Annotated in this window: 19 protein-coding genes; 8 read left to right on the top strand and 11 right to left on the bottom strand. The window is 33.8% G+C overall.

The window, feature by feature from the left end; all coding sequences use genetic code 11:
* Positions 1-79 precede the first annotated feature (79 nt).
* From DRF58_RS05710 to DRF58_RS05725, 4 genes are all read right to left on the bottom strand, one after another.
* A complete protein-coding gene (locus DRF58_RS05710) occupies positions 80-1,021 on the bottom strand; it encodes an ABC transporter ATP-binding protein (RefSeq protein WP_116033762.1) in 942 nt (313 codons plus the stop codon).
* A 110-nt stretch (positions 1,022-1,131) separates the two neighbouring features.
* A complete protein-coding gene (locus DRF58_RS05715; protein WP_116033794.1) occupies positions 1,132-1,512 on the bottom strand; it encodes a GxxExxY protein in 381 nt (126 codons plus the stop codon).
* A 228-nt stretch (positions 1,513-1,740) separates the two neighbouring features.
* Positions 1,741-2,706 (bottom strand): FecCD family ABC transporter permease, encoded by a 966-nt coding sequence (locus tag DRF58_RS05720; protein ID WP_116033764.1) that lies wholly within the window; start codon positions 2,704-2,706, stop codon positions 1,741-1,743.
* A 13-nt stretch (positions 2,707-2,719) separates the two neighbouring features.
* Complete coding sequence (locus DRF58_RS05725; protein WP_116033765.1) at positions 2,720-3,355, bottom strand: TlpA family protein disulfide reductase; 636 nt, start codon at positions 3,353-3,355, stop codon at positions 2,720-2,722.
* An 86-nt stretch (positions 3,356-3,441) separates the two neighbouring features.
* Between DRF58_RS05725 and DRF58_RS05730 the strand changes: the two genes are divergently transcribed.
* The 6 genes from DRF58_RS05730 (at position 3,442) to DRF58_RS05755 (ending at position 8,521) form a co-directional block, all read left to right on the top strand.
* Positions 3,442-4,569: a 2Fe-2S iron-sulfur cluster-binding protein gene (locus DRF58_RS05730; protein ID WP_116033767.1), complete on the top strand. Its 1,128-nt coding sequence runs from the start codon at positions 3,442-3,444 to the stop codon at positions 4,567-4,569.
* A gap of 2 nt (positions 4,570-4,571) precedes the next feature.
* On the top strand, positions 4,572-5,195 hold the full coding sequence (locus DRF58_RS05735) for a SanA/YdcF family protein (RefSeq protein ID WP_089769131.1): 624 nt from the start codon (positions 4,572-4,574) through the stop codon (positions 5,193-5,195).
* Positions 5,196-5,284: 89 nt separating this feature from the next.
* On the top strand, positions 5,285-5,902 hold the full coding sequence (gene udk, locus DRF58_RS05740) for a uridine kinase (RefSeq protein WP_089769135.1): 618 nt from the start codon (positions 5,285-5,287) through the stop codon (positions 5,900-5,902).
* 2 nt (positions 5,903-5,904) lie between these two features.
* The gene (locus DRF58_RS05745; RefSeq protein ID WP_089769136.1) at positions 5,905-6,255 is read left to right on the top strand and encodes an FtsB family cell division protein; all 351 of its coding nucleotides are present in this window, start codon (positions 5,905-5,907) and stop codon (positions 6,253-6,255) included.
* A gap of 5 nt (positions 6,256-6,260) precedes the next feature.
* A complete protein-coding gene (locus DRF58_RS05750) occupies positions 6,261-7,427 on the top strand; it encodes a methylmalonyl-CoA mutase family protein (protein ID WP_116033769.1) in 1,167 nt (388 codons plus the stop codon).
* A gap of 86 nt (positions 7,428-7,513) precedes the next feature.
* Positions 7,514-8,521 carry a pseudouridine synthase gene (locus tag DRF58_RS05755; RefSeq protein ID WP_116033770.1) on the top strand — a complete coding sequence of 336 codons (1,008 nt, stop codon included), beginning with the start codon at positions 7,514-7,516 and terminating at the stop codon, positions 8,519-8,521.
* 30 nt (positions 8,522-8,551) lie between these two features.
* Here the strand turns inward: DRF58_RS05755 and DRF58_RS05760 are convergent, their stop codons facing one another.
* From DRF58_RS05760 to DRF58_RS05770, 3 genes are all read right to left on the bottom strand, one after another.
* On the bottom strand, positions 8,552-9,202 hold the full coding sequence (locus tag DRF58_RS05760) for a peptidoglycan recognition protein family protein (protein ID WP_116033772.1): 651 nt from the start codon (positions 9,200-9,202) through the stop codon (positions 8,552-8,554).
* Between the two features lie 28 nt (positions 9,203-9,230).
* Positions 9,231-9,803: a DUF1287 domain-containing protein gene (locus tag DRF58_RS05765; RefSeq protein ID WP_116033774.1), complete on the bottom strand. Its 573-nt coding sequence runs from the start codon at positions 9,801-9,803 to the stop codon at positions 9,231-9,233.
* Positions 9,804-9,985: 182 nt separating this feature from the next.
* Positions 9,986-11,167, bottom strand: coding sequence for an acyl-CoA dehydrogenase family protein (locus DRF58_RS05770; protein ID WP_116033775.1), 1,182 nt, complete (start codon positions 11,165-11,167; stop codon positions 9,986-9,988).
* 901 nt (positions 11,168-12,068) lie between these two features.
* Here DRF58_RS05770 and DRF58_RS05780 point away from each other — a divergent pair.
* The gene (locus DRF58_RS05780; protein ID WP_116033777.1) at positions 12,069-12,611 is read left to right on the top strand and encodes a hypothetical protein; all 543 of its coding nucleotides are present in this window, start codon (positions 12,069-12,071) and stop codon (positions 12,609-12,611) included.
* Positions 12,612-12,758: 147 nt separating this feature from the next.
* Here DRF58_RS05780 and DRF58_RS05785 read toward each other — a convergent pair whose 3' ends face one another.
* From DRF58_RS05785 to DRF58_RS05805, 4 genes are all read right to left on the bottom strand, one after another.
* The gene (locus tag DRF58_RS05785; RefSeq protein ID WP_116033779.1) at positions 12,759-13,697 is read right to left on the bottom strand and encodes a DUF4349 domain-containing protein; all 939 of its coding nucleotides are present in this window, start codon (positions 13,695-13,697) and stop codon (positions 12,759-12,761) included.
* A 238-nt stretch (positions 13,698-13,935) separates the two neighbouring features.
* Entirely contained in the window at positions 13,936-15,528 is a 1,593-nt protein-coding gene (locus DRF58_RS05790; protein ID WP_116033781.1) for a peptide chain release factor 3, read from the bottom strand.
* Between the two features lie 971 nt (positions 15,529-16,499).
* Positions 16,500-18,026 carry a SulP family inorganic anion transporter gene (locus DRF58_RS05800; protein WP_116033784.1) on the bottom strand — a complete coding sequence of 509 codons (1,527 nt, stop codon included), beginning with the start codon at positions 18,024-18,026 and terminating at the stop codon, positions 16,500-16,502.
* A gap of 35 nt (positions 18,027-18,061) precedes the next feature.
* Positions 18,062-19,249, bottom strand: a complete 1,188-nt coding sequence (locus DRF58_RS05805; protein WP_116033786.1) for an MFS transporter — start codon at positions 19,247-19,249, stop codon at positions 18,062-18,064.
* A 150-nt stretch (positions 19,250-19,399) separates the two neighbouring features.
* Between DRF58_RS05805 and DRF58_RS05810 the strand changes: the two genes are divergently transcribed.
* Positions 19,400-20,311 (top strand): glycosyltransferase family 2 protein, encoded by a 912-nt coding sequence (locus DRF58_RS05810; protein WP_116033787.1) that lies wholly within the window; start codon positions 19,400-19,402, stop codon positions 20,309-20,311.
* Positions 20,312-20,423 lie beyond the last annotated feature (112 nt).

Genomic DNA, 20,423 nt, shown 5'->3' on the forward strand with positions numbered 1-20,423 from the left:
ATTAAGTTGTTTAAATTGTTGATTTGCAATTGATTAATTATTATGCGAATCTTATTAAATAAAATTGATGAAAATCTATTTAGTTAGAATTGCTTGTTTTAATCAATGTTTGCAGCGATTGTTTAATTTCGGATAAATTATGACAATTGTCATAAAAACCCTCCGAATTTAGTTCCCAAAAATCATTTTTAAACGTCAATTTGATTTTTCGTAAATCTTGAGAGAAGTTTTTTTGGAGATAAGAAAACATCATTTCTTTTTCCAATTTCGGTGCATCAATTTCTGGAGCGTGAAATGTTTGATTAAATTCTAAAATCTTTGGCATAATCAATTCGGGATTGTTGAGAATAACTTCTTCAGATATTCCGCTAATGAGTTTTTCATCTTTTATCCACCAGATTTTATCGGAAAATTCCTTTGCCAATCGCCAATCGTGGGAAGAGAAAAGAATCAGTTTATTTTCATATTTCGCAAGATTTCTTAGAAGAGAAAGAATTATCAGTTTATTTTCTTCATCCAAATGTGTGGTTGGTTCGTCTAGAATAATAAAAGGCGAATTCTGAGCCAAAGCTCTTCCAATAAAGGCTTTTTGGAGATTTCCGTCTGATAATTCGGTGAGTTTTTTGTTTTGATATGCTGATAGATTAAGTTTATTGATGATTTCTGAAATTTCTTTTTTATCAGTTTCATTTAATTTAAAATAATAAGGATAATGAATATATTTTCCGAGCGAAATCAAATCTGTGACCGTATAATTATCAGGAATGTCAGCTTTAGAAAAAACAATGGCAATTTGAGATGCTATTTCGTTTGAATCCAGTTTTTGAATTGATTTTCCTTTAATAAAAATTTCGCCTTTTAAAAGCTTATTTTGTCCAAGAATAGATTTGATTAAAGTTGTTTTTCCGATTCCATTATTTCCCATTAATAAACAGACTTCTCCTAATTCCAAAGAAGAATCAATCTCCGAAACCAAAGGGTTTGAGTAACCGATTATTGCTTGTTTTATTTCTAAGAACATATTTTATTGTTTACACAAAGGCACAATGATAATTTTATTTTGGATATGTTTTTAAGGCACAAGGTTTGAAAATCTTCGATTTTTTTTTACTGAACTAGTTTTTATTTTTTCTATAAATAACCATTTATTACTCTGGAAATACCTGCTTTAAATGTTTCTTCATTAAAGTTAATAAGCAAACCTAATTTACATCCTGTCATTTTTAGATAAGTTAATACTTGTGCTTTATGAGAAGGATTTATATATTCAACTGCTTTGATTTCTAATACTAATTTTGATTCAACTAAAATATCAATACGAAAAGCATTTTCTATTTTCAGTTCTTCATAAATTATTGGTAATATTATTTGTTTTTCAACTTTTAAACCTTGCTTCTGTAACTCATACAACAAACATTCTTCATAAACGTTTTCAAATAATCCAGGTCCTAATTTCTTATGAATTTTGAGTCCAGCATCAAAAACTATTTTTGATAATTCATTTTCTGTCATTTGTATTTTTTTCTCGAAGATAAAAACTTTGTTGTTTCTAGTCAAAGAAAAATTATCTAAGGTTTTACAATAAACCATATTTTATCACACAAAGGCACAAAGATTTATTCAATATTATGTTTTTAAGGCACAAAGTTTAACTTCGTTAAAAACAATACGAAAATCTTCGATTTTCTAGTGCCTTAAAATATTTTCAATTAATTCAAAAAAAATCTTAGTGTCCTTGTGTTAAACCTTCCTCATCAACATCATCAATATCACAGGAATACCAAAAAACGTCGTAATAATATTAATCGGAAATTGACTCAACTCAGAAATAATTGAAAAAAACTGCATTATGAAAACTCCCAAAATCATATTCAAAATCCACTGATGCCAAAGTTGCGCTGGATTCCAAATCATTCTGCAAAAATGTGGAACCACAACTCCAATAAATAAAATCGGTCCTAAAAAAGCCGTAACCGAAGCAGAAAGTAGGGAAGAAGCTACAATAATACTGATTTTCAGCTTAGATTGACTGATTCCAAAGCTTTGTGCGTAAGCACTTCCGAGAGCATTCCCGATTAAAGGTTTTATAGATTTGAAAGTGAAAATTAATCCAATAATGATTAAAACTGTAAGAATCGAAATCTGAATCAAACTCGCTTGATTATTTGCTCCGAAAGTCCAGAGAATATAGTTTTTCAGACTTTGACTTTCCACATAAAATTGAAGAAAGGAAACAACAGCACCAGCTAAAGCTGAAATCAAAAACCCGAAAATAATAATGAAACTTTTATCTCGAAATCGATTCGAAAATAACAGTAAAATCATCATCAGAACAATGCTTCCAATAATTGATGATAAGCTAATGAAACTATTTTGTAGAAAATCAGGAATCAGAATATTCTGTGAAAAGAAAATGTAAAATGCTACAAATAAACTGGAAACAGAAGTGATTCCCAAAACATCTGGTCCAGCCAAAGGATTTTTGAAATATTCCTGCAAAAGAAATCCGCTTGTCGGAATCGCAATTCCTGCCAGAAGCATTGCTAAAGCACGATTAATCCTGAATCCGGCAATTTGAAAATTCTCAGATTCCGAATTGAAAAAATCAGAAAAATTTAGTTTTGCAAAACCAATATTGAGATTGATGAAAAACGCAATAATCGCAAAGAGGATTATTAAAATTACCAAAAAAGGAAAACGTTTCATCAAGAATTAATTATTATTTCAAAGATTTTTTTGGACTGGAAATCATTGCTTTTTCCTTATTGTCAATCGCTTTTGCAGAAGAATTATCTGCTAAAATTTTTTTGATTTTCTGATTCAGCATTTCTTCGGTCATAGAACCAACAGTTTCATCAGATTTATTGCCTTTTCTGATTAATGTAAACGGAATCGATTCTCCGTTCCAAGATTGAAAATTTTGTGCGAAAAACTCTTGTTTCAAAAGCATTCCGTCAAGAAGAATGACGTTTTTTCTAATGTCATATTCGTCGGCAAAATCACTGACTTTGCTTGCCCAATCTGTTTTGTTATCAAGACTTACAAATGTGAATTTCACAGGTTTTCCTGCCAATTCGTCCATCTTCTTTCTGAAATGCGGAATCTCCTGCATACACGGCCCACACCAAGTAGCAAAGAAGTTGGTCACATAAAGCGTGTCAGAATGATTGGACTTCAAAACTTCCGAGATTTTTTCAGGTGAAAGTTCTGTCAGTTCGGCAACATCGGCTTCAGATTTTGTAGGCTCAACTTTTATCGAATCTTCTTTGGCTTCGGTTTCAGCAACTTTTTCATCGTTCTTTTTACAAGCTAAAAGGCTGATTGATAAAATGGAATATATTAGGAATTTTTTCATAGTTTTATTTTATTTAAAAATGAAAGTAAAGCTTGATGATTTAGATTTTTTCTTTTCTCAAATTTCATTAAATTTGATTCTTGACAATGGAGAATCAATTAACAATCGCAAATCAACCTCAGTTTCACAGGTTAAAAATAGCTAAAAAACGACAATTGACCAAAAATGCTTTTGCATTGGAATTGGCAATTCCCGAGGATTTGAAATCCAACTATAAGTTCCAAGCAGGTCAATATGTGACGCTGAAATATCATTTTAATGAAAAGGAAATTCAGAATGATTATTCTTTTACATCAGCTCCTTTTGAAAACAAAATTGAATTAGTCATCAAAATCAATGGCGACGAAAGTTCAACTAGTTTCTTATTCAAAAATTATCAGATTGGTGATGAAATATCTGTGAGTGAACCTCTCGGACGTTTTTTCATTCCTTCAAGACCAAACGAAAAACGGACAATTCTGGCTTTTGCTTCCGGAATTGGAATCACACCGATTTTTAGTCATATTAAGAATATTCTTCACGAAGAACAATTCACAAGAATTTTTCTTTTTTATGGAAACAAAAGTTATGAAGATATTGTTCTAAAGCAGGAATTGGAAGATTTGCAGAAAGAAAATGTTGGCAGATTTGAAGTGTTTTATTTCTTGTCTCAGGAAAAAGTAAAAGACCAATTATTCCAAGGACGATTGGATGAAAAAAAGATTTCTCTCATTATTAATCAAATTCTACATTTGGATGAAGATGATGAAGAATCCACCATTTGGGATAGTACGGATAAAGTGCTGATATGCGGTCCTGGTGAAATGATAAAATCTGTCGCCAATGCTTGTTACAACCACGGAATTCCGAAAAAAAATATTCATTTTGAATTGTTCGAAGCTTTTAATGATGATATCTATCCAACCGAAAAAGAGTTTCCTCTAATTGAGAATGTGAATGTCAAAATCAAATTCAATCACATCGAAAAAGATGGAATTGTTCTAAAGAATAACGAGCGAAAAATTTTGCAGCAACTTTTGGATTTAGGTTATAAACTTCCTTATTCCTGCAAATCTGGCATCTGTGGAAGCTGTCTTTGTTATTTGAAAAATGGAGAAGTGGATATGACTGAAGATGAATATTTGACAGAAAATGAAAAAAGCCAGGGGAAAATTTTGCCTTGTGTTTCCATTGCAATGAGCAAAGATGTATCTTTAGATTTTGATTTGTATTAATAATGATTCGGGCAATAACTAACTTTTTCAGAATAATTTTCGGGCTTTTGGAACTCGGGGTTTTGCTGTTGATTTTAGCCAACGTCTGGGTGGTAGCCCTAACAAGTGGGAGAACTTATAATAAAATCAGTAAAGTCCCTTCAAGAGATTGTGCGCTGGTTTTGGGAACTTCTCCCAAGATGCGTTCCGGTGTTGCCAACCCATATTTTACGGCAAGGATGGATGCTGTAGGAACACTTTATCATCATGGAAAAGTCAAAAAAATTATTGTGAGTGGCGAAAAAAGCGAAAATTATGATGAGCCTGCCGCGATGAAACGTTTTTTGGTTTACACAGAAGGCGTTCCGGAAAATATTATTATTGAAGACCCCAAAGGATTCAATACCCATAAAAGTATTTTGCGTTGTAAAAATGTTTATGGTGAAAAAAATGTGATTATCGTTTCACAAGGTTTTCATAATCTTCGTGCATTGTTCTTTGCCAGAAATAATGGGATGAATGCGTTGGGTTACGATGCTCAGGATGTAAGTAAAAATGAAAGTTTCTACCGCAATCATACCCGAGAATTTTTTGCCAGGGTTTTGGCCGTTTTTTATTACGTTTTGGGAATTTCGCCGGAAGAATAGATGTGATAATTAGTTTTGGACGATTTTTCATAATTGATTTTTATTTGAATCCGAAAAAAAATTATACTATTTTTGTAAAAAATGTAAAGATGCTCGTGATTGGTATAGCCGGAGGAACAGGTTCCGGAAAAACAACTGTTGTTAATAAAATTCTTCAACAACTTAACTTAGAAGGCGTTAACGTACTTTCTCAAGATAATTATTACCACGACAATCCTAATTTGACTTTGTCAGAAAGAGAAGTTCTTAATTACGATCACCCAAAATCAATCGATTTTGACTTGATGTTGCAACACGTTAAAGCCCTTAAAAATCATCAGAGTATAGAACAGCCGATATATTCTTTCGTGACGCATTCCAGAACTGGCGACCATATTACTGTGGAACCAAGAAATGTGTTGATTGTAGAAGGAATTTTGGTTTTAACAAGCAAAGAATTACTAAAGGAGTTTGATTTAAAAGTGTTTGTTCACGCAGATTCGGACGAGAGATTAATCCGAAGAATTCGTAGAGATACACAAGAAAGAGGACGTGATTTGCAGGAAGTTTTACACAGATATCAGACGACTTTGAAGCCGATGCATCAGGAATTTATTGAGCCTTCCAAAAATGAAGCAGATCTTATTGTTCCCAATATGAAACAGAATTCTGTAGCTATCGATTTCTTAACGACTGTAATTAATAATTCGCTTAAAAAAGTTCATTAACTATGAAAGAACTAATTAAGGATATCAAAAAAAAATCGCCGACAATCAAGTTCTTTAAAACTTATGTTTTCAATAAGTATGTTTTAACGCTTACAGGATTTTTGGTGTGGATGATATTTTTTGACAGTACATCTTTTTTAGTTATAAATGAACTAAACGGCGAAATCACACGTTACGAAAATCAACTTAATTTTTATAAGACTGAGTACGAAAAGAATGACAGATTCTTTCGCAAGCTTATGAATAACAAACAAGAGAAAGAGAAATATGCACGTGAAAATTACTTTATGAAAAAACCGAACGAAGAGATTTTCATATTGGTAGTTGACAGTTCTAAAATTGCAAAAAAATAAACAAAATGAGTTTCATAGAAAATACATTGGAAGATTGGGAACAGCTTGTAAAAAAGCAACTCAAAACAGACAATATTTATGAAATTCTTTCTAAAGAGAATCTGGAAAATATCCATGTAAAACCATATTATCAAAATAATCTTGAGACAAAAATTCTCCCTAAAGTTGAAGAAAGCACACATCTTGTTGCAGAATATCAAGTTGGTTTGGAAGAACAGGCTTTCGCTTTTCTATTGAGTGAGAATGTGGAAGGCTTGGAAGAAAAAGCAATTTTCATCAATAATCCGGATTTAGCTGAACATATTTTAACTGACGAAAGCAATCGTTATTTTTCTTTGATTGATGTTTTTTCTGATGATAAGAAAGCTGAAATCAATGAGCAATTGGCTGGAGAATTATTATCAAAATCTTTTGAAAGACAAATTTGTGTTGATGTTAGTTTGCACCAAAATGCTGGTGCTTCTATCATTCAGCAATTGGCTTTTGCATTAGCGAAATCTAAAGAATTAACAGAGAAATTCGGTTCTGAAATTCTAGAAAAATTGGTTTTCCGATTTGCAATTGGTTCTAATTATTTTTTCGAAATTGCTAAAATCAGAGCTTTCAAATATCTGTTCAATCAATTGTCTAAGGAATTTGAAAAAGATTTAGTTCCCTATATTTTCGCTGAAACTTCATTTAGAAACAAGGCTAAAAATGATGCAGACAACAATCTGATTCGTTCAACTCTGGAATTAGCTTCTGCAATGATTGGCGGAGCTGATGCGGTTTTTTCTAATGATTATAAATTCGATAATTCTTCAGAACTTTCAAAAGAAATCTCTTTCAAACAACAGATTGTTTTAGCTTATGAAAGTGTCATTAATGTTTTTGAAGATGCAACTTCAGGAAGTTTTTTCGTGGAAGATATTACACATCAATTCGCTGAGAAATCTTGGAAATTATTCCTTGAAATCGAAGAAAAAGGAGGTTATCTTGAATTACTGAAATCAGGTGAAATCCAAAAAATGATTTTTGAACAAGCTGTGAAAGAACAAAGTTGGGTAGAAGAAGGCAAAATCAAATTGATTGGCGTGAATCTTTATCCAAAATTAGATGTTACAAAATCAATTAATGAACTTTATCATGTTGATGAAATCAAAAAAGTTCGCTTGGCAGAAATGTTTGAATAAATTAAATCATTCTCAAAATTTATTAAATATTAGCTAAGAATTCGTAACTCTTAACTAAATCACTATCTTTGCAAAAATTTTATAGAATGAGCGGAGACGGCAATCAATCAGGTAGAAATAGAAAACCAAGAACTTCTGGAGGTGGCAGACCTTCCGGAAACTCCCGTAGCTCCAGCGATAACAGAGGTGGAAGACCTACTGGGAACTCTCGTGGACCTAAAACCAAAAGAGGTGCGGACAGATTTGACAGCCGAGACAAATACGAAAACGGCGAGAGAAAATTTGGACCGAAAAAACCTTTTAGCAGAGCCGAAAAAGACGAAGACAAAACGAAATCTTTTATTCAAAGAAGAAGATTCGAGAAAATAAGCAAAGAGGTTTTCAAAGACAGCATCAGACTTAACAAATATATTGCGAATTCTGGTATTTGCAGTAGAAGAGAAGCGGATGAACTCATTACGCAAGGTCTTGTGGAAGTGAATGGAAAAGTGGTAACCGAAATGGGTTATCAGGTTCAGAAAACTGATAGAGTTGTTTTTGACGGACAAAATATCACGCCGGAAAAACCTGTTTATGTTCTATTGAACAAACCAAAAGGCTACATCTCGACAACCAAAGATGATAAAGCCAGAAAAACGGTTATGGATTTGACGGCGAATGCTTCTCCATACAGAATTTTCCCAGTTGGAAGATTGGACAGACAAACGACAGGTGTTATTCTTTTGACAAACGATGGTCATATGACGAAGAAGTTGACGCACCCATCTTTCAATATGAAAAAAATCTATCATGTGACGCTAGATAGAAAACTGACTAACGATGATTTGAGATTGATTGGCGAAGGAATCCGTTTGGAGGAAGGCGTTGCAGAAGTTGATAATATCTCTTTCATCGAAGGAAAACCTAAGAACGAAGTAGGAATTGAAATTCATATCGGCTGGAACAGAGTCATCAGAAGAATCTTCCAAAAACTAGGTTACGAAGTTGAAGCACTTGACAGAGTTATGTTTGCCGGATTGACGAAGAAAAACATCAAACGAGGTCATTGGAGAATCCTTACGGAACAAGAAGTGAACAACTTGAAAATGTTATAAATTAAAAGACTGAAATTTTTCAGTCTTTTTTTATGGTTGACTTTTCAACTTCAAATCAATTAATTTTTCTCTAACCTTTCTCATAAAATCAGAACCTGGGTCTTCTTTGCCTGTGTAATATTTCGGATTCGTTTCTTTCCAAAGTTTTGAGTTTCTAAAAACACCATATTCCGAATGTCCGATAAGATATTCTATTGGATATTTTTTCGCAAGATATTTGACTAATTCTGCATTGGCTTCAACTTGCTTATCAGTCAAAGGTTGAGATTTACTTCCGATATTTTCTATACCGATGGCGCAATAATTCAATCCAATTGTATGTCTTGCAAACAATTCTGGGTCAACCAATTGGTAAACCGTTCCGTCTCTATCCACCAGAAAATGAGCAGAAACATTCAGAGAACTTTGTTTTTTGAGTGTTGCTCTTTGATTTTCTAAATATAAATTATTAAAATACCTAAAATTAGACTCAATCGTTCCACCAGCTGTGTAATGCAAAACAATGATTTTTGGTGTGATATTCGGAGTTTTCTGAATTAGATCATGATGTTCTTTCATATAATCCAGACTCAGTTTCATTCTTTCCTTAGAATAATCAATTGGTTTTTGAATGATTTTAAGGTTTTGGGCTTGAGATGTTAGACAAAAACTCAAAAATAATAATTGGAAAATCCTTTTCATAATGCCTCAAATTTACTTAAAATAAATTCTATTTCTGATATTGATAATGTCCAGTAATCGTCCAACTGAAAAGACAATCCTCCAAAACTTGTCCCGCACCGATATTATGAGAAATCAAATAACGTTTTCCATCAGCTGATTTTTTATTGACAACAATTCCGATATGTGTCAGGTTTTTAGGCAAATCCCAAGTGACGATATCGCCAGGAACATAGTCTTTCCCATCATTCGTAATTGGTTTTACTTTCCCGAATTTCGCAAAAAAAACTTGTAGGTTTGGAACTCTACGATGGTCTATGTTTTTGTCTGGTCTTTTCAGTCCCCATTTCTTTGGATATTTGGAGAAATTCTTCGCCATATCTTCGTGAACTTCCTTCTGCAAATCGATTCCTAAAGCTCGATAAGCTCTGATGACAACATCTGTGCAAACACCTTTTCCTTCCGGAACATCACCGTTTGGATATTTCAAAACGAAATAAGTTGGGTCGTAAACCACTTTGTCTTTAGTGAGATTAATCGCAGCATTGGAAAGTTGGGTTTGAAAATTTTGTCCAAAGATTGTAACAGAAACAAAGAGTAGAATGGCAAAGTATTTTTTCATCTGAAAATTGATTATTGATTTTTCTTTTTGTAAAGGTATCGAGAGCCTCTGCCTAACATTGTGGTCTTCTAATTAAAACATTATTATCCTGAGGCTCTCGAAGTATTAATAAATTTCAAACGAAAAAACCTACGAAAATATTCCGCAGGTTTTTGTTAAAAATATATAAGATTGATTTGGTCTTATCCAAAGGCATTGATGCCGGTAATATCCATTCCTGTAATCAAAAGATGAATGTCGTGCGTTCCTTCGTAAGTAATCACAGATTCCAAATTGGCAGCGTGGCGCATCATCGGGAATTCTCCCATTATTCCCATTCCGCCAAGCATTTGACGGGATTCTCTAGCTATGTCGATTGCCATTTTGACGTTGTTTCTTTTCGCCATAGAGATTTGTGCAGGCGAAGCTTTATGCGCATTCTTGAGATTTCCTAACTGAAGGCAAAGCAATTGCGCTTTGGTAATTTCCGTTAAGAATTCAGCTAATTTCTTTTGTTGAAGCTGGAAAGAAGCAATCGGTTTTCCAAATTGTTTTCTCTCTTTGGTATATTGAACAGCCGTACAATAACAGTCCATTGCAGCACCGATTACACCCCACGAAATCCCATATCTCGCAGAGTTAAGACAAGACAAAGGCCCTTTCAGTCCTTCAATATTAGGAAGAAGATTTTCTTTCGGAACTTTCACATTATTGAAAACCAATTCTCCGGTTTTTGATGCACGAAGACTCCATTTGTTATGAGTCGTAGGTGTTGTAAAACCTTCCATTCCGCGTTCCAGAATCATTCCGCGTACTTTTCCGTCTTCGCCTTTTGCCCAGACTACAGCGATGTTAGCAACAGGGGAATTGGTAATCCACATCTTGGCACCATTCAAAAGATAATGGTCTCCTTGGTCCGTAAACTTGGATTCCATAGAAGAAGGGTCGGAACCGTGGTTAGGCTCTGTCAAACCAAAACATCCAATCATATCACCGGAAGCCAACTTCGGAAGATATTTTCTTTTTTGCTCCTCAGAACCATACTCGAAAATAGGAAACATCACCAAAGAAGACTGAACAGAAGCCGCAGAACGCACCGCCGAATCTCCTCTTTCCAATTCCTGCATTATGAGCCCGTAAGAGATTTGGTCAAGTCCTGGACCTCCATATTCTTCCGGAATGTAAGGGCCAAGTGCACCGATATTTCCCAATTCTTTCATCAATCCAGGGATGTCTGTATGATTCTGCGCTGCTTCATCAATCTTAGGCATTACAAAACTCTCCACCCAACTTCTTACAGAATCGCGGATAAGCTTGTGTTCTTCGGTCAAAAGAGCGTCTATGGAGTAGTAATCTGGTATGCTTGTTAACGGGTAATATGACATTATTTTTGTTTTTCTAAAAATAGAGCTTTTCCTGAATTACCAAAATAGATTGTTAACAAATAATTCATTTCCTGAAAAACGTCATAATTGTGTACTAAGTCTGTTTGGAACTTTCGATGCTCGTATTTTTTTTCACAAGTTATAGGAAACTTCTTGAAAATTTGTTTAGCTTGAAAATCAATAATCTATAATCGTTGTTTCGCTTTAGCGTTTATCTTTGTCGAAAGAATATTATTCATAAACATTATCTGTAAGAATAGAACAGTCTATATTCTTGGATCAAATAGGATTATGGAATTTGTTTAATTTGTCCAGAATTTTAATAAGCTCAATTTTTTCTTGATAAGTTATGCTTCCAGTCACTATACTAATTGATTTACAAATTTTACTTATTTGCTTCTCTATATTAATAATAAGAATACGTGCAGATTTTCTTGGATATGGCTGACTTAGAGTAAGTTTTTGCATATCGGTTAAGGTGAACCAACAAGGGTGCTGATAATGCTTTCTGGACTTTTTCCATTTTCTTTACCTTCCCAAACTGGTTCATCCGTAACTGATTTTATTCTTTAGACTTCGTTGTCATAAATTCATTTTTTGAATCCATTAATGTCACCAGAATAACTCTTCAATGTGTTTTCAGAATCAAAATTGTTCTAACAGTTCTTTATATAGCTGTAATTGTGCCAAAATCTATTTCTATCAAGAAAAAATATAATTACATTCTTATTTAATAAAAGGTAAATAATATAAATACAATAAAATTCAAACAAGTGCTTTAAATTGTCTTAAATCTTATTTATTTATTCTTAAAAAAATCAAAAAAAAATTAAAGTTTGAAAATTTTTGACCTTTATGGAATTGTACTTGCCTTTAAGATTTTAACTTTAAATAAAAGATTATGAAAACGGAATTGAAAATTAAAAGTCTATTGTTTGGATTATCATTAGTAACAGTCGGTTATGCAAATGCCCAAACAACTACGGAAATACAAACACCAACAACAACTCAAAGTCAAGCAGTTAATCCGCAAATAGATGCTCTTAAACAAAAAATTGCTACCAATCCACAAGATACGCAATCTCTTGTAGCTCTTGCGACAGAGTACCAAAATGCTCAAGATTACACATCTGCCATTGCAACTTGGAATCAGGTTACAACCATAATTCCAGATTGGGCGCCAGCTTATTATAGTATAGGATATGCTAATCAATCTGCAAAAAATAATGAAGGAGCAAAAGCGGCTTACGACCAATATATCGCAAAAGTAAAACCGGAGGAGGTAGAAGCTAATAAGCAGAATCTAGCTTACGCCTATTTTTTCATCGCATTTGTAGATAAAGACACAAATCCTGAAAAAGCGAAACAATACATTGCAAAATCTCTGCAATATGATAGTACCAATCAAGATGCGCTTAATTTAAGCAAAAGCTTGATGAACTAAAATCAAATTTTTCAATCATAAAAAAGACGCTAAATTTCAGCGTCTTTTATTTTTTGCAAGATTCAAAACAATTTTAACGAATTTAAAATCGTTGTGCCTTAAATCATTAGATTGAATTTTAAAAACTTTATGCCTTTGCGATTAAAATTATAAGTTATCGCTTTGATTATCATCTTTAGAAGGTTTTTGATTCTTGTCCTGATTTTTCTTTTTGTAAAAATAATAACCAATTCCTGCAATCAGAAACACTGGCCAAAAGAGTAGAAGGAATAACAAAATACTTCCAATAACATTCCAGCCAGATGAAATGGCGTCTGAAGATTTTTCTCCGAAAGTCTTATCTTTTTTGTTTTCCTGAGGTTTCAGATGATTATCATAAAGGGTGATTTCCAGATTCCCCAATTTATTTGGATTGTAATTTTCACCTTTCACTTCTAGATTTTTATTCCGAATCATTCCAAGATTTTGAAGGTCTTCAACCAGATAATCGATTTTTTCAAACGGAACTTTTGCTGTCAAATAAAACGTTTGGAATTCATCATTGCTTACTAGATTTTCGGTTTTGACAGTTCCGTCATATTTTCTTATGATTTCTCGTAGAGATTGTTTGACTTCGGAGATATTATCAACATTGATTTCAACTGAACCATTTTTTACCATTACATAACCTTCTTGAACTGTATTCTCTTTTTTTGCAGGTTTGTCTTTGTAGATAACTTTGGTAAGAGGTTTTGTCGCTTTTGGGATTTCTTTTTTGATTTGATTTTTTATCGAATCTATATTAGAACTGATTTTTTTCTCTTCAATATCTTTTTTGAATTTCTCGACATTTTCAGAAATAGAATCGATTTTCTCTTTGCTATTCTCAAATGCTTTTTCTATTTCTTCTTTATTTTTAATCAAATCTTTGGCTTTCAGATTGACGGAATCCAAAACGGAATTGGTATCAAGATTATTTACAGTTTCAGAAGCTTTATCAATCAAAGAATCTGCGCTGGCGATTGTATTATTAGCTTGTTCTAATTCTGCTTTTTTACACATCGTAAGTGTGCTCAAAATAACGGCGGTCAATATTAATTTTTTCATTGGGATAATTTTATGATGTAAAGCTATCCAACAATCGAAAGAATGATTTGTAAATGAATCCGATAATTTTTGTAATATTTTAAATTAATGAAAATCAAACATTTAAATTGATTTTACAAATGATTTACAAGAGTTTTGAATATTGATTTGTAAAGAAAAATAGCAGTTTCTTTGTTTTCAAGGTGTGAATTCTTAATTATCAAAAAAAATCCGCAGAAAACTCTGCGGATTATATATTTTAATGATTCTGAAACTCACTGATAAAATGCAGTTTCACATTAGGGAACTTTTCCTGCGTCATATGAATCGTAAAAGACGAATCGGCTAAGAAAACCAATTGGTCATATTTGTCTCTTGCTAAGAAACGCTGTTTCAATCTCGCAAATTCTTTGAATTCCTCAGATTTTTCATCCGCTTCAACCCAACAAGCTTTATGAATACTAATTGGTTCATAAGAACATTTCGCGCCATATTCGTGCTCCAAACGATATTGGATAACCTCATACTGAAGCGCACCAACCGTTCCGATGATTTTTCTGTTGTTCATTTCCAGAGTAAATAACTGAGCAACACCTTCGTCCATTAGCTGGTCAATACCTTTCGCTAATTGTTTCGCTTTCAATGGGTCATTATTATTGATGTAACGGAAATGTTCCGGAGAGAAACTCGGGATTCCTTTGAAACTCAGTTTTTCGCCCGCAGTCAACGTATCACCAATTCGGAAACTTCCCGTATCGTGAAGACCTACAATATCGCCTGGGAAACTCTCGTCCACAACTTCTTTTTTATCTGCAAAGAAAGCGTTAGGAGAGGAGAACTTCATTTTTTTTCCTTCTCTTACAAGCAAGTAATTTTCATTTCTTTTGAAAGTTCCGGACACGATTTTCACAAACGCCAGACGGTCTCTGTGTTTCGGGTCCATATTTGCGTGGATTTTGAACACAAATCCCGTGAAATTTTGTTCTTCAGGTTTTACTATTCTTGTCTCACTTTCTTTTGGTTGAGGCATTGGCGCAATATCGATGAAAGCATTCAATAACTCACGAACTCCAAAATTATTAAGAGCAGAACCAAAGAAAACCGGCTGTAAATCGCCATTCATATAATCTTCACGATTAAATTCAGGATAAACCGACTGAATCAAATCCAATTCTTCACGCAAAGTTGTCGCCGCTTTTGCACCAACCAATTCATCAATTTGAGAATCGTTGATATCATCAATTTTCAGAGATTCACCAACTTTCTGTTTTTTCTCTTCCAAAAACAATTGGATGTTATTTTCCCAAATATTATAAATCCCTTGAAAGTCGCTTCCCATACCAATCGGTAGAGAAAGTGGACAAACCGTCAAACCTAATTTCTGTTCCACTTCATCCAGCAAATCAAAAGCATCTTTACCTTCACGGTCCAATTTGTTGATGAAAACAATCATCGGAATGTTTCGCATTCTACAAACCTGAACCAGTTTTTCTGTCTGTTCCTCAACCCCTTTTGCAACGTCTATCACAACAATTACAGAGTCAACCGCAGTCAGTGTTCGGTAAGTATCTTCCGCAAAATCCTTGTGACCAGGCGTATCCAGAATATTGATTTTGTGGTCTCTATATTCAAAAGCCAAAACTGAAGTCGCCACAGAAATCCCTCTTTGACGCTCGATTTCCATAAAGTCAGAAGTCGCTCCTTTTTTGATTTTGTTGGATTTTACAGCACCGGCTTCCTGAATCGCCCCTCCAAAAAGCAGGAGTTTTTCCGTGAGCGTGGTTTTTCCCGCATCGGGGTGGGAGATGATTCCGAAAGTTTTTCTTTTGCTGATTTCTTGTTGTAAAGACATAATAAAATTTGAGATTGCAAAAATCGTGATTTTTATCGGATTTTGAAAATCGAGTTTTTATAAAAGAAAATCTTCGAACATTAATTTGAGAGTCTCGCAGATTACTCAGATTTTGCAGATTGAAAACTCAATGGAAAATCTGCTAAATCAATTTAATCTGCGAGAGAATTATCTCAAACCTTTATTTTAGGAGCTATTTCCCGCTTTTAGTTTATACTGAGCTTGTCGAAGTGCTATATCTTTTTTGTCTCAGAAGTTTTGTTATCCAAACAACTTTTCCAGTTAAGACAAAAAAGGATGCCGCTGCAAAACGAAGTTTCGACGATTCAAATAAAAAAAATAAAAAATACAGAGTCAATCGGGGCTAGGGAATTTATCATCAAATCAACATTCATTCAAAAGAAAAAAAGTTTTGGTTTCAAAACAGTGGTGGAAAACCAAATGATTTTGACGGAGGTCACAAAACGATCGTAGGAAACCAAAATAACTTTGGCGGAGGTTACAAAACAACCGTAGGAAACAAAATGACTTTGACGGAGGTCACAAAACGACCGTAGGAAACCAAAATAACTTTGACGGAGGTTACAAAACGACCGTAGGAAACCAAAACAACTTTGGTGGAGGTTACAAAACAACCGTGGGAAACAAAATGACTTTGACGGAGGTTACAAAACGACCGTAGGAAACCAAAATAACTTTGACGGAGGTTACAAAACGACCGTAGGAAACCAAAACAACTTTGACGGAGGTTACAAAACGACCGTAGGAAACCAAAACAACTTTGGTGGAGGTTACAAAACAACCGTGGGAAACCAAAACAACTTTGGTGGAGGTTACAAAACAACCGTGGGAAACAAAGTGACTTTGGCGAAGGTTACAAAACGATTAGCGGAATGAAATAGCAGTTCTGATTTTGGATTGTCAGTCTGAGGTTCTCGAAGACATATAAAAAATAAAATTCCTAATTAATATCAATTCTTCAAAACGCCATATTCCGGGTCTTCGATAATATTAATATCAACAATCTTCTCCGCATTTTTTATCAATCTTCTGCAATCAGGACTAAGATGTTTTAAACGAACAATTTTCCCTTGATTGTGATAACGTTCAGTCAGTTTATTCAGAATGTCAATTGCAGACATATCTACGACACGACTTTCTTTAAAATCGATTACAACTTCTTTTGGGTCATTCATCACATCAAATTTCTCTGCAAAAACAGTTGTAGAACCAAAGAATAATGGTCCAAAAATTTCGTAATGTTTCACGCCGTTTTCATCAACAAACTTTCTCGCTCTAATTCTCTTCGCACTTTCCCAGGCAAAAACCAAAGCTGAAATAATCACACCAATCAAAACTGCCAAAGCCAGATTGTGAAGGAAAACCGTAATCAAAGTTACAACAACCATTACAAAAATATCAGATTTTGGAAATCTTTTAATTGCTTTAAAGCTTGCCCATTCAAACGTTCCAATAGAAACCATAATCATCACACCAACCAAAGCTGCAACAGGCATTTTTCCAATAATTGGTGCTCCAAAAAGTATAATAAAAAGAATAATCATAGCTGCAATAATTCCAGATAATCTGGCTCTTGCTCCAGCTGATAGATTTACCAAAGTCTGAGCAATCATTGGACAACCGCCCATTCCGAAAAAGAAACCGTTCAGGATATTAGCAGTTCCTTGTGCAACGCATTCTCTGTTGCTATTTCCTTTGGTATTTGTGATTTCGTCAACCAGATTTAAAGTCAATAATCCTTCCGTTAATCCAACCGTTGACATTATCAAAGCAAATGGAAAAATGATTTTCAGAACTTCAAAAGATAACGCTACATTCGGAATGTGAAATGGCGGGAAACCTCCGGCAATATTGGCAATGTCGTTTACAGTTTTAGTCTGGATTCCGAAAATCATTACCAAAGCAAAAGTGACAGCAATCGCTACCAAAGAAGCCGGAATTTTCTTCGTTAACTTCGGAAAGATTAATACGATAAAAATCGTCAGAGCTACCAAACCAATCATTATGTAAAGTGGATTTCCTGACAGCCAATTCTCCGTTCCTTGAACCTTAAACTGATTAATCTGCGACATAAAAATCACAATGGCCAATCCATTCACAAAACCATACATCACCGATTGCGGAACCAATCTGATAAATTTTCCGAGTTTAAAAATTCCGATAATGATTTGGATAATTCCTGCTAAAACCACGGTTGCAAAAACATATTCGATACCGTGTGAAATCATTAAAGGAATCAAGACAATAACAGTTGCACCTGCGCCACCGGAAATCAATCCTGGTCTTCCGCCGAGAATCGCAGTTACCAATCCCATTATGAAAGCGGCGTACAAACCTGTCAACGGGGAAAATCCAGCAAGAATAGCAAACGACAAAGATTCTGGAATCATTGTCATTGCAACAGTTAATCCAGCAAAGATTTCGTTTTTATAATTTACTTTTTGAGAGAAATCAAAAAGATTGAGAACTTTTTGCATATCAATTTAAAATGCGAAAATAGTAGAATTAATTATTATTTCGATTGATTCGTTTTCAGATAATAAGCTAGGGCTAAACCTAACATCACAATTCCAATACTGAAAGGGAAAATGTAAGGCAATCCAAAAGCATCAGCAACACCGCCGATCAAAGGACCAGTTATACCAAGCGAAATATCGATGAATAATCCATAACCAGCTAAAGCCGAACCTTGATTGGAAGAAGGAACAGTTTTCATTGCCATAACTCCCAAAGCAGGAAAAATTAATGAAAATCCTAAACCTGTGATTCCTGCACCAATTAATGCAAAATAAGGATGATAAGACAAGCTAATAATTGTCAAGCCCAAGGTTTCTACAGCTAAACTCGCAATCGCAACGTTGATTCCGCCAAATCGATTAATCGCATTACTGAAAACTAATCTTCCGGCAACAAACAAAATTCCAAAAACAGATAAACACATTGCGCCATTTTGCCAATGGTAATAATCGTAATAAAGTGTAATAAATGTAGAAATAGTAGCAAATCCTAATCCTCCTAAAGCCAAACAAAGCCCAAAAGGAGCGACTTTTCCAAGTACATTCCAAAAGGATTTTTGCTCTTCTTCGGAAGAATGTTTTCCGGTTCTGTTTTCTTTGGTTCTTGCCACGAAAAACCCGATTAATCCTAAAATAACAATCAGAATTCCTAAACCATAAAAATTAAAGTTCTTTACAATCGTAACGCCCAAAGATGCTCCTAACGCTAAAGCTCCGTAACAAGCAACACCGTTGTAAGAAATGATTTTTGCAGTATATTTTTCTCCGAAAGTCATAATCGCCCAGTTAATTGGGCTTGCGCCAACCATTCCTTCTGCACCTCCGGTAAAAAGTCTCGTGATAATTAGAAATAACAAACTTATAATAGGAGAGAATCTGAAATAATAAACCATTATCAATACCACTCCTGTAAAAGCAAAACTCAGCATACTTGCTAAAACAGCTGGTTTAGGACCTTTGCTATCGATAATTTTACCGGAATAGGCTCTCATCAAAAAAGTCATTATGTATTGTAAACTAATCACAATTCCTGCAACCAACATACTAAATCCAAGACCTTTGCTAATGAAAATCGGTAAAACAGATAATGATAATCCGATGATGAAATAACCTATAAACGTGAAAAAGACGTATGAAATAACGGAATATGAGAAATTTTTGCTTTGTCCAATCGTTGCATCCATAACATTAAATTAGCAGATGCAAAATTACTTCTTATAGGCTTCTTACTAAGAATCTTTACAGTTAATAAATTAATAAATTTTTATAGACGGAGTCAATAATCAGCAGAAAATTCTATAAAAATCTGTAACTTTCGGGTTTTAATAATTAATTTGAAATTCCTTATTATAATTCCATCACACAACGAAGAAAGTAACATTTCTTTTTGTCTAGAATCTTTGAAAAATCAGAGTTTTCAAGATTTTATTTGTGTGATTGTGAATGATGGTTCTACTGATAGAACTTCTGAAATTATTAATGATTTCAAGTTTCATGATTCAAGATTTAAGATTTGGGACTTAGAAAAATCTGAACATTCTCCTGGTGCAAAAGTCGTGAGAACTTTTAATAGTGGTTTGGAATCTGTTGATTGGAAAGACTTTGATGTGATTTGTAAGTATGATGCAGATATTGTTTTTCCTCAAAATTATTTAGAAAAAATTAATCAAGTCTTCGAAACCAATCCAAAAGCTGGAATTGTTTCAGGTTTAGTTTATATCAAAAATTACAAACAAAATCCTGAAATCAAAAACCTCAGAAATCCAAACGAAGATTGGAAAGATTTCATCAATAAGAATCAAGATTGGGTTTTCGAAAATCTTTCTTCCAAAAATCACGTTCGTGGTCCGATAAAAGCCTATAGAAAAGAATGTTTCGAAGATATGAACGGTTTGCGAGAAGTTCTTGGCTGGGATAATCTCGATATTTTATTGGCTAAAAAAAGCAAATGGGAAGTTGTAACAATCAAAGAACTTTGGGTAAAACATCTTCGTCCAACTGCTTACAAATACAAATCTCAAAAGGCTGAGAAACTTGGTCAGTATTTTTATAATATCGGTTTGAGTTTGCCTTTAGCAATGATTTCTTCAGCAAAATCCAGTTTCAAAAATCGTTCTGCAAAAGAGTTTTTTATCACAATCAATTCTTTTCTGAAACAAAAAGAACAACGAAATCTAAGTAAAGAAGAAATCAAATTCATCCGAAATCTTCGCTGGAAAGATTTTTTTAGAAACTTTAAAAGATAGAAAACAAAAAAATGAATCCGTCTCACAACTTGAGGCGGATTTTTTTTGGTTATAATTGTTATTTTTTGTATATTTATATCTGATAATCAGATATTTGTCTATGAATTTCAAG

Source organism: Epilithonimonas hispanica (genome assembly GCF_003385395.1).
Classification (GTDB): Bacteria; Bacteroidota; Bacteroidia; order Flavobacteriales; family Weeksellaceae; genus Epilithonimonas; species Epilithonimonas hispanica.

Coding starts and splice junctions, on each gene's coding strand:
- DRF58_RS05765 (WP_116033774.1), bottom strand. CDS start 9,803: ATGAAAAAATACTTTGCCATTCTACTCTTTGTTTCTGTTACAATCTTT.
- DRF58_RS05725 (WP_116033765.1), bottom strand. CDS start 3,355: ATGAAAAAATTCCTAATATATTCCATTTTATCAATCAGCCTTTTAGCT.
- DRF58_RS05755 (WP_116033770.1), top strand. CDS start 7,514: ATGAGCGGAGACGGCAATCAATCAGGTAGAAATAGAAAACCAAGAACT.
- DRF58_RS05770 (WP_116033775.1), bottom strand. CDS start 11,167: ATGTCATATTACCCGTTAACAAGCATACCAGATTACTACTCCATAGAC.
- DRF58_RS05750 (WP_116033769.1), top strand. CDS start 6,261: ATGAGTTTCATAGAAAATACATTGGAAGATTGGGAACAGCTTGTAAAA.
- DRF58_RS05785 (WP_116033779.1), bottom strand. CDS start 13,697: ATGAAAAAATTAATATTGACCGCCGTTATTTTGAGCACACTTACGATG.
- udk (WP_089769135.1), top strand. CDS start 5,285: ATGCTCGTGATTGGTATAGCCGGAGGAACAGGTTCCGGAAAAACAACT.
- DRF58_RS05710 (WP_116033762.1), bottom strand. CDS start 1,021: ATGTTCTTAGAAATAAAACAAGCAATAATCGGTTACTCAAACCCTTTG.
- DRF58_RS05715 (WP_116033794.1), bottom strand. CDS start 1,512: ATGACAGAAAATGAATTATCAAAAATAGTTTTTGATGCTGGACTCAAA.
- DRF58_RS05720 (WP_116033764.1), bottom strand. CDS start 2,706: ATGAAACGTTTTCCTTTTTTGGTAATTTTAATAATCCTCTTTGCGATT.
- DRF58_RS05800 (WP_116033784.1), bottom strand. CDS start 18,026: ATGCAAAAAGTTCTCAATCTTTTTGATTTCTCTCAAAAAGTAAATTAT.
- DRF58_RS05730 (WP_116033767.1), top strand. CDS start 3,442: ATGGAGAATCAATTAACAATCGCAAATCAACCTCAGTTTCACAGGTTA.
- DRF58_RS05735 (WP_089769131.1), top strand. CDS start 4,572: ATGATTCGGGCAATAACTAACTTTTTCAGAATAATTTTCGGGCTTTTG.
- DRF58_RS05790 (WP_116033781.1), bottom strand. CDS start 15,528: ATGTCTTTACAACAAGAAATCAGCAAAAGAAAAACTTTCGGAATCATC.
- DRF58_RS05780 (WP_116033777.1), top strand. CDS start 12,069: ATGAAAACGGAATTGAAAATTAAAAGTCTATTGTTTGGATTATCATTA.
- DRF58_RS05760 (WP_116033772.1), bottom strand. CDS start 9,202: ATGAAAAGGATTTTCCAATTATTATTTTTGAGTTTTTGTCTAACATCT.
- DRF58_RS05745 (WP_089769136.1), top strand. CDS start 5,905: ATGAAAGAACTAATTAAGGATATCAAAAAAAAATCGCCGACAATCAAG.
- DRF58_RS05805 (WP_116033786.1), bottom strand. CDS start 19,249: ATGGATGCAACGATTGGACAAAGCAAAAATTTCTCATATTCCGTTATT.